This is a genomic window from Pseudomonas sp. XP1 (assembly GCF_053557675.1).
In genome coordinates, this window is sequence record NZ_JBNRIJ010000018.1 from 82,679 (window position 1) to 89,787 (window position 7,109).

The following is a 7,109-nucleotide window of genomic DNA, read 5'->3' on the forward strand; positions in this document are numbered from 1 at the left end:
GTTCAGACAACATCGACTATGAACAATGCCTGTGCCGCCAGGCTCACCTCATCATCAACCTTCCTGCCGACCAGCTGCTGCCCCAGCGGCGAGCGCGGTGTAATCACCGTCACCAGCCCATCCCCCTCGCCAATCTTCAACCCCGCAGCCTCCGGCCCGAGGAACAGTCGGCGCTGCCCGCCATCTTCATCCTCGAGCGTCACCAGGTTGCTCACCTGCACCCCGCGTGCCGGGTCATAATCGCGCAGCAGCAGTTGCTGGTAGGTCACCAGCGCCTTGCGGATCTCGGCGCTGCGGCGGGCCTGGCCGGTGGCCAGGTACGAGGCTTCCAGGCCCAGGGTGTCGTACTTGTTCTCGGCGATGTTTTCTTCTGCAGTGGCGGCTTCGTACGCGGTTTGCGCCGCGCGGGTCAGCACGTCCAGGTCATGCTCGAGGGTGGCGACGATCTGCGCCAGCAGGCTGGGCTTGTCCATGGTCAGTAACAGAACTCCAGCACGTTGGCCTGGCTTTTGTCGGTGGGCGCGGTGCGGTTCTGCTGCAGCCAGAACTGGCATTTGGGGCTGTTGAGGTTGCGCGGGTTGCCCTGGGCAGCGTCGGCGGCCTGTTGCAGCTCCTGCTTGTGCAGGATGTCCTTGTAGCGTTCGAACATTTCCGCCTGGGCATCCGCTGCAGGGGCTGGCGCTGGCGGCGCGGCAGGCCGGTACGCGGCGGGGGCCACGGCCTGGGCCAGAGGCTGTATCTGCTGCGGCCACAATTGCAGAGCCAGCCACAGGCTGGCGGCGATGGCCACGGCGCCCAGCCACAGTCCAAAGGCAACGCACACGATCAATGGCAACGGCTTGAGGGTGATCTTCAGTTCACGGTGGCGCGGCATGGCAGCCTCCTGGCAGGGTGTTCGGGGTGCATTGTCGCATGCGCCTGGGCATTTTTCCGCGCAGGCGCTTTTGTCAGCGACAATTTATGCGCAGAATGCGCGGTTTTTCCGCTGGGCGAGGGCAGGGCACATGAAAGCCACCTGGGATATCTTCTGCAGCGTCGTCGACAACTACGGCGATATAGGCGTGACCTGGCGCCTGGCCCGGCAGCTGGTGGCAGAGCACGGCCTGGCAGTGCGGCTGTGGGTGGATGACCTGAATGCGTTCACGCCCATGTGCCCCGGGGCCGATGCCACCGCCGCGCAGCAGTGGCAGCACGGTGTGGATGTGCGCCAGTGGCCGGTGACCTGGTTGCCAGTGGCGCCGGCCGATGTGGTGATCGGTGCCTTCGCCTGCCAGTTGCCAGCAGCTTATGTAGAGGCAATGCGTGCTCGCGCCACGCCGCCGCTGTGGTTGAACCTCGAATACCTCAGTGCCGAGGACTGGGTGGAGGGTTGCCATGGCTTGCCTTCGCCGCAGCCCAACGGCTTGCGCAAGGTATTTTTCTTTCCCGGCTTTACCGAAAAAACCGGTGGCCTGCTGCGCGAGGGCTCGCTGCTGGCGCGGCGTGATGCGTTCCAGCAAGGCGCACGGCAGGCGTTCTTGCAGGGGCTTGGCGTAAACCCTGAAGCGGGAAGTTTGCTGATTTCCCTGTTCGCCTACGAAAACCCCCAACTGGGCAACTGGCTTGATGCTCTGGCCTCGGGCGAGCAACCTTGCCACCTGCTGGTGCCGCAAGGGCGCGTTGTCGCGGGGCTCGGCCAGTGGCTTGGCGAGGCGGCGCTGCAAGTGGGCAGCGTGCGCAAGCGAGGGGCGCTGACCGTGCAGGTGCTGCCTTTCGTCAGCCAGGACGACTATGACCGGTTGCTGTGGAGCTGCGATTTCAATGCCGTGCGCGGCGAAGACTCGTTCGTGCGCGCGCAGTGGGCCGGGCAGCCGATGCTGTGGCACATCTACGTGCAGGACGAGAATGCCCATTGGGAAAAGCTCGAAGCGTTTTTGGCGCATTATCGACACGGGCTGTCAGACGATGCCGATGCCGCCCTGCTTGGCTTGTGGCGTGCCTGGAACATGGACCGCGACATGGGCCAGGCCTGGCAGGCGGCCCGCCAGCACTGGCCGGAACTGCAACAGCATGCCCGGCTTTGGGCAGCGCGACAGGCCGCTCAGCCGGACCTTGCCACAGCGCTAGTACACTTTTACCGAAATTCGCTATGATACGCGGCCTCGATTTTTATAAATCCATCCAGATTCGGATACTTCGTAATGAAAACTGGTAAAGAACTGAAACCCGGTACCGTCCTGCGGATCGACAACGACCCGTGGCTGGTTCAAAAAGCTGAGTTCACCAAGTCGGGCCGTAACAGCGCGATCATGAAGACCAAGCTGAAGAACCTGCTGACCGGCTACAAGACCGAAACTGTCTACGGTGCAGACGACAAGCTGGACGACGTTATCCTGGATCGCAAAGAAGCGACCCTGTCGTTCATCAACGGTGATGAATACACCTTCATGGACACCACCGACTACACCATGTACGAACTGAACGCCGAGGACATCGAAGCCGTTCTGCCGTACATCGAAGAAGGCATGGAAGACGTCTGCGAAGCCGTGTTCTTCGAAGGCCGCCTGGTATCGGTTGAACTGCCGACCACCATCAGCCGCCAGGTTGTCTACACCGAGAACGCTGCTCGCGGCGACACCTCGGGCAAGGTCATGAAGCCTGCCAAGCTGAAGAACGGTACCGAGATCTCGGTTGCCGACTTCATCCAGATCGACGAGTGGATCGATATCGACACTCGCGACAACAGCTTCAAAGGCCGTTCCAAGAAGTAATCCTTCTTGTGAAACGCAAAAAACCCGGCCTTGGCCGGGTTTTTTCATGCCTGCGTTTTTGCAGTTCTCGATGCTTGCTCTTGCTTTTGTGGGAGCGGCCTTGTGTCGCGAAAGGGCCGCACAGCGGCCCCGGCGATCTCAAGGTGTACCCGAGATTCCGAGGCCGCTTCGCGCCCCATCGCGACACAAGGCCGCTCCTACAGGGGAAGCGTGAACTTCAGACGGTCACGTGCAGGCGCACATCCACATTGCCGCGGGTGGCGTTGGAGTACGGGCACACCTTGTGTGCTTTTTCCACCAGCGCTTCGGCATCGGCCTGGGCCAGGCCCGGCAGGTTGATGTGCAGGTCGATGTCCAGGCCGAAACCACCCGGAATCTGGCCGATGCCCACCTTCGCGGTGATCGAGGAGTCCGCCGGCAGGGCTTTTTTCTCCTGCCCGGCCACGAACTTCAGTGCACCGATGAAGCACGCCGAGTAACCGGCGGCGAACATCTGCTCGGGGTTGGTGCCGTCACCGCCTGCGCCGCCCAGTTCCTTGGGGGTGCTCAGGCTGACCACCAGTTTGCCGTCACTGGAGCGGGATTTGCCATCGCGCCCACCGGTGGAGGTAGCTTCTGCGATGTACAGTGGAGTGACCTTTTGCATCTTGAGCCTCGCTAATGTGCTGTGCGCTCGCCGTGTGGAGGAGGGCGCGGGTTGGTGTGGGATTTAAATTAGCGCGCAATTAGTTTGCGCGCAAGATAAATCGTCACCGCTCGTCCGAACGGCCATTGCACAGCATAGCTGTCAGAGGGTTTTCTGCAGGTTCTCGCGCAGCGCCAGCAGGTCGGCCTGCAGCTGTTGCAGCTGTTCCAGGCTGCGTCCGCTGGCCTTGAGGATGCACTGCGGCACTTCCTTGGCCTGCTGCTGCAAGGCGCGGCCCTTGTCGGTCAGCTGCACCAGTACAACCCGTTCATCTTCGCGGCTGCGGTTGCGCTGCAGCAGGCCTTCGCTTTCCAGACGCTTGAGCAACGGCGTCAGCGAGCCGGGGTCGGTGAGCAGGTGCTGGCTGATCTCGCCAACGGTCAGGCCGTCGTGCTCCCACAGCACGAGCATGGCCAGGTATTGCGGGTAGGTCAGGCCCAGGGCCTGCAGCAGCGGTTTGTAGACCTTGGTCATCAGCAACGAGGTGGAGTGCAGGGCGAAACAGACCTGGTTGTCCAGCAGCAGCTCGTCACAGGAGGCTTGGTTGTTGGCGTTCATGCAGGTCCTTGAAGGTAATCAATGGGAAAGTCTGGCACGCGAATCGTCAGTGCGCGCTTTATTCGCGCAGTTCACTGCGCAAGGCCAGGTCCCAGGGTGGAATCGGGCTGAAGCGGCTCTTGAGAAATTCGAGCAGCAAACGGCTGCGAGAGTTCGTTTCATGTTCCAGGCGAAGCGCATAGATACCGCTGGTCTCCGCTTCGGGCAAGCCACCGTCGCAAAACAAAGGTATCAACTCGCCACGCAGCAGGTATTCGCTGATCAGCCAAGTAGGCAGGTGGGCTATGCCTAAGCCGGCGAGGGCGCCGAACAGAAGGGTTTCGGCGTTGTTGGCGGCCATCCGCATGCGTGAGGGGCGGTACAGGCGGGTTTGCCCGGCCACGTTGAAACGCCAGGCAAATGGCGGCGCCAGGCCATCCCAGTCCAGGCCGTCGTGCCCGGGCAGTTCGCTGGGGCATATTGGCATGCCGCGGCTGGCCAGGTAGGCCGGGCTGGCGCAGGCAATGCGCACCATGTAGGCCAATGGCGTGGCGACCAGCCGGGTGTCGGCCAGGGGGCCGGCGCGCAGCACCAGGTCGACCTCGCCAAGGTGGCTGCCATGCAGGTCGACGAAGCTGTCGATCAGGCGCAGTTGCACATCCAGGCCTGGGTAGGCGACCAGGAAATCGGCAATGGCCGGGGCCAGGTGGCGGCGGCCGAATGCCGCCGGGGCGTCGATGCGGATCAGACCTTCGGGTGCATTGCTCAGCGACACCGCTTCGGCGCGGGCCAGGCGCAGTTCCTCGATGATGCGCCTGGCCCGTTCGGCAAAGGCGTTGCCGGCAGGCGTGGCGCGCACGGCGTGGGTGCTGCGGGTGAACAGGCGGCTGCCCACGGCGCTTTCCAGGTTGTCGATGCGCCGGGCCACGGCCGACGGGGTCAGCGGGTGGCGGCGGGCGGCGGCAGAAAAGCTGCCGGTTTCCAGCACATCGAGGAACAGGCTTAGCTGGTCGGTCAGGGTATCGGGGTTCATGGCTGCCTTGCTTTTGCGAAAAACGCATAGCCATTGTGCGCTGCTATGCGTTTCCCTGCCAGCCCGCACTCGTTAGCATGCTCGCATTGTGTGTACAGGCGGATGAGGCCCTGATGATCGAATGGTTGTTGTATATCGTGCTGGGCGCAGCCCTGGGGACCATGGGTGGCTTGTTCGGCATTGGCGGTGGGCTGATCGCGATTCCGGCGCTGGGCGTGCTGTTTGGCCTGGACCAGCAACTGGCGCAAGGCACGGCGCTGGTGATGGTAGTGCCCAATGTGCTGCTGGCGCTGTGGCGTTATCACCAGCGTAACCGCATCGAAATGCGCCATGCGGTGCCGCTGTCGCTGTGCAGCTTCGTGTTCGCCTGGCTGGGGTCGATCTGGGCGGTGGGGCTGGATGCGCAATCCATGCGCCTGGGTTTTGTCGGCTTCCTGGTGGCCCTGGCGGTGTGGAACGTGGCGCGGATGTTCATGAAAGTGTCGCCGCCCAGCGCCGAGTTGCGCTATGCCTGGCCGTGGCTGGGTGTACTGGGCAGCTTTGCCGGGACCATGGGCGGCTTGTTCGGGGTGGGTGGGGCCGTGGTGGCCACGCCTATCCTGACCAGTGTGTTCGGTACCACCCAGGTGGTAGCGCAGGGGCTGTCGCTGGCGCTGGCGGCGCCGAGTACCTTGGTAACCCTGGTGACTTACGGGGTGCACCACAGTGTTGACTGGGGGGTGGGGATTCCATTGGCGTTGGGCGGCCTGCTGAGTATCAGTTGGGGGGTGAAGTTGGCCCATGCATTGCCGGAGAAGGTGTTGCGGGCGATGTTCTGTGTGTTTTTGGTGGGTTGTGCGGTGATGCTCGGGTTCGAGCTTTGAGATTTTGGGGCCGCTTTGCGGCCCCAAGTTATTTGAACCCTTCGACAATGTAGTCGGCCATGCAGTCGGTAATTGGCGAAGGGTTCTGGGTACTGCGCACCAGCATCACATTGGCCACCGGCAACTGCGGCAACCCTTCGCTCTCGCCCAGAATGCGGATATTCCCGCCAATCAGGCTCTGCAACTGTGCGGTCACCGCCAACCCTGCGGTGACGATGGCAAAGATCGCTGCCAGGCTCGGGCTGGTATAGGCGATGCGGTAGTCGATGCCCTGGGCCTCCAGGGCATTGCAGGTCCAGGCCCGGCAGAAGCAGTCAGTGTTGAACAGGGCTACCGGCATGGGGCGTTGCTCGTGCGGGCAGAAGCCTTCCGCGGCGGCCCAGACCAGGCGTTCCTGGCGCAGCAGTTGGCCAATCTCGTTGCCCGGCTCACGGGTGACGATGGTCAGGTCCAGGTCCTGGCGCAGCATCAGTTGTTTGGAGGAGTCGCAATGCACCTCCACCTGCACCAGTGGGTAGGCCTGAGCAAAGCTCGACAGGATGGTCGGCAGGAAGCGCATGGCATAGTCGTCCGGCGTGCCGATGCGTACTACCCCGACCATGTGCGGCATGCGCAGGGTGTTGAACACTTCCCCATGCAACTTGAGGATGCGCCGCGCATAGCCCAGCAGCACCTGGCCCTCGGCGGTCAGGCGCACCTGGCGGCCATCGCGCTCGAACAGCTGGCGCTGGAGGATGTCCTCTTCCAGGCGTTTCATTTGCATGCTCACCGCCGACTGGGTGCGGTTGACCACCTCGCCGGCGCGGGTGAAGCCACCCTGCTCGGCGATGGCCACGAAAGTGCGCAGTACGTCCGCATCGAGGCTCTGGTATTGGGACATTGCATCAATCTCCGAGATGCATGGCATCAGAAACATTCGTTGGATTGATCTTATGCCTGGCAGGAGACTGGAGCCATCAACACGGAGGGCTTCACGATGAAAGGTCATGTCAGCAGCATCCAGCAACCTGCCTTTTCCCTGAACCACCTGTGGCATGCCGCCCTGCAGCGCCCGGCACGCTGGCTGCAGCTGTACCGCCAGCGCCAGGAACTGGCCAGCCTCAGTGACGCAACCTTGCACGACCTGGGGTTGAGCCGGGCGGATATCCAGCAAGAGGCCGAGCGGCATTTCTGGGATGACCCGCTGCGCAAATAGGCTAAGTTTGTCGGTGGAATCACTGGCCTCTTCGCGGGGGTAACCC

General features: G+C 62.7%; 10 protein-coding genes. 4 read left to right on the forward strand and 6 right to left on the reverse strand.

From position 1 onward, the window contains the following. Positions 1-2: 2 nt before the first annotated feature. Together ACK1U9_RS16745 and ACK1U9_RS16750 are read right to left on the reverse strand one after the other, a co-directional pair. On the reverse strand, positions 3-473 hold the full coding sequence (locus tag ACK1U9_RS16745) for a GreA/GreB family elongation factor (protein ID WP_046615488.1): 471 nt from the start codon (positions 471-473) through the stop codon (positions 3-5). Between the two features lie 2 nt (positions 474-475). Then, a complete protein-coding gene (locus ACK1U9_RS16750) occupies positions 476-874 on the reverse strand; it encodes a hypothetical protein (protein WP_046615487.1) in 399 nt (132 codons plus the stop codon). Positions 875-1,004: 130 nt separating this feature from the next. Here ACK1U9_RS16750 and earP point away from each other — a divergent pair, with 130 nt between their 5' ends. Then, positions 1,005-2,132: an elongation factor P maturation arginine rhamnosyltransferase EarP gene (gene earP, locus ACK1U9_RS16755; RefSeq protein WP_449110043.1), complete on the forward strand. Its 1,128-nt coding sequence runs from the start codon at positions 1,005-1,007 to the stop codon at positions 2,130-2,132. Positions 2,133-2,180: 48 nt separating this feature from the next. After that, positions 2,181-2,750, forward strand: a complete 570-nt coding sequence (gene efp, locus ACK1U9_RS16760) for an elongation factor P (protein ID WP_013971530.1) — start codon at positions 2,181-2,183, stop codon at positions 2,748-2,750. Positions 2,751-2,967: 217 nt separating this feature from the next. On the opposite strand, the gene ACK1U9_RS16765 is transcribed toward efp, so the two are convergent. From ACK1U9_RS16765 to ACK1U9_RS16775, 3 genes are all read right to left on the reverse strand, one after another. Next, positions 2,968-3,396 (reverse strand): organic hydroperoxide resistance protein, encoded by a 429-nt coding sequence (locus ACK1U9_RS16765; RefSeq protein WP_046615485.1) that lies wholly within the window; start codon positions 3,394-3,396, stop codon positions 2,968-2,970. A gap of 141 nt (positions 3,397-3,537) precedes the next feature. Further along, positions 3,538-3,993 carry a MarR family winged helix-turn-helix transcriptional regulator gene (locus ACK1U9_RS16770; RefSeq protein ID WP_046615484.1) on the reverse strand — a complete coding sequence of 152 codons (456 nt, stop codon included), beginning with the start codon at positions 3,991-3,993 and terminating at the stop codon, positions 3,538-3,540. Positions 3,994-4,051: 58 nt separating this feature from the next. After that, positions 4,052-5,005, reverse strand: a complete 954-nt coding sequence (locus ACK1U9_RS16775; RefSeq protein WP_046615483.1) for a LysR family transcriptional regulator — start codon at positions 5,003-5,005, stop codon at positions 4,052-4,054. Between the two features lie 113 nt (positions 5,006-5,118). Between ACK1U9_RS16775 and ACK1U9_RS16780 the strand changes: the two genes are divergently transcribed. After that, entirely contained in the window at positions 5,119-5,868 is a 750-nt protein-coding gene (locus ACK1U9_RS16780; RefSeq protein WP_046615482.1) for a sulfite exporter TauE/SafE family protein, read from the forward strand. Between the two features lie 28 nt (positions 5,869-5,896). Here the strand turns inward: ACK1U9_RS16780 and ACK1U9_RS16785 are convergent, their stop codons facing one another. Further along, complete coding sequence (locus ACK1U9_RS16785; protein ID WP_085602233.1) at positions 5,897-6,748, reverse strand: LysR substrate-binding domain-containing protein; 852 nt, start codon at positions 6,746-6,748, stop codon at positions 5,897-5,899. A gap of 96 nt (positions 6,749-6,844) precedes the next feature. Between ACK1U9_RS16785 and ACK1U9_RS16790 the strand changes: the two genes are divergently transcribed. Continuing rightward, complete coding sequence (locus tag ACK1U9_RS16790; RefSeq protein WP_013971536.1) at positions 6,845-7,063, forward strand: DUF1127 domain-containing protein; 219 nt, start codon at positions 6,845-6,847, stop codon at positions 7,061-7,063. The last annotated feature ends 46 nt before the right edge of the window (positions 7,064-7,109 follow it).